Source organism: Synechococcus sp. H55.9 (genome assembly GCF_047462355.1).
GTDB lineage: Bacteria > Cyanobacteriota > Cyanobacteriia > Thermostichales > Thermostichaceae > Thermostichus.
The window spans coordinates 1-1,199 of sequence record NZ_JANSJB010000193.1 but is presented as its reverse complement, the minus strand read 5'-3'; the positions used below and the strand labels follow the sequence as shown (position 1 = coordinate 1,199).

The following is a 1,199-nucleotide window of genomic DNA, read 5'->3' as shown; positions in this document are numbered from 1 at the left end:
TTCCGGTTCCGGCATATTCTCTCCTCAAAAGAAGAGGTGGGAAACTTGCTCACTGCCCACCAGCATACCCTAGCCGTGGAAACTGGCAGCCGGGGTATCTTGACCTACGATCCCTACGTCATCCTGGGAGCTGTGTCCACCCCAGGGATCCGGAAGCGTTTCCCGGCACCCCAGAAGAGGGGAAGGTTGATAGCAGGGATCCTTTTGGGTTATCCCAAGAGGTATCTGCACATCCTGCCTCTAGGGGTACTCCAGGCTATGGCCCTCTCTCCTGTTCGCCTTACCCCTTCTCTCCCCCCCATCCGATGGGAAAAACTGCCGCAAGACTTTCCGCTGCCGGATGAGCCTGTGGAAAGCACCTTACAGCCCCTTTTGGCTGCTGCCCTGCGCGAGGCTTTGGAACTGGCTCAGCTTATCCCCGCCGAGGCTTTGATCGCTTCCAACTTTGGCCTGTGCAGCACTGTCGGGGACAAAGTGGTGGTGAAAGCCCCCGACTGGCTGTACGTGCCCAGGGTGCAGCCGCTGCCCGAAGGAGAGATTCGCCGCAGCTATACCCCCCACTTGGAGGGGGATCCCCCGGCCATTGTGATGGAATTTATCTCCGAAACCGAGGGTGGCGAATACTCGATTAACCCCCACTACCCCTACGGGAAATGGTATTTCTACGAGCGCATTTTGCAGGTGCCTGTTTACGTCATTTTTCATCCCAAAACCGGCGAGCTGGATGTCTATCGCCTGGAAGACGGTCGCTATGCCCCTGCCTCGGCTGAGGAAAACGGTCGCTATTGGATCCCGGAGATCGGCTTGTTCTTGGGGGTGTGGCGCGGACAAAAAGCGGAAACCAAAGCCAACTGGTTGCGGTGGTGGACTGCCGACGGGAATTTGCTTCTGTGGGGAATTGAACAAGTAGAGCAGGAGCGACAGCGGGCCGAAGCGGCAGAGGCAGCCCTCGCCCAAGCCCGTCAGGAGCAGCAGCGCCTAGCCGCAAAACTGCGGGAGTTGGGCGTCGATCCTGAGGCAACAGACTAGTAGGTGCGCCCGCGCCAAGAGCGGGGGCGACTGAGGGCCGACAAGATCACCCGCAGGACGGCCAAGGGATCGGCCAGCGGCGAAGCCCAGAATGTCCAGGGGGGATCCTGGTAGGAGCCGCGAATGCCCGCCAGCACGCCCAAGCGCAGGGCGAGTAGGCCTAGGTTTAG

Annotated in this window: 1 protein-coding gene; it reads left to right on the top strand. The window is 60.0% G+C overall.

What is annotated here, in order from left to right; translation table 11 throughout:
* On the top strand, positions 1–1,029 hold a 1,029-nt coding region (locus NW857_RS13060; RefSeq protein WP_414369222.1), incomplete at its 5' end, for a Uma2 family endonuclease.
* Positions 1,030–1,199 lie beyond the last annotated feature (170 nt).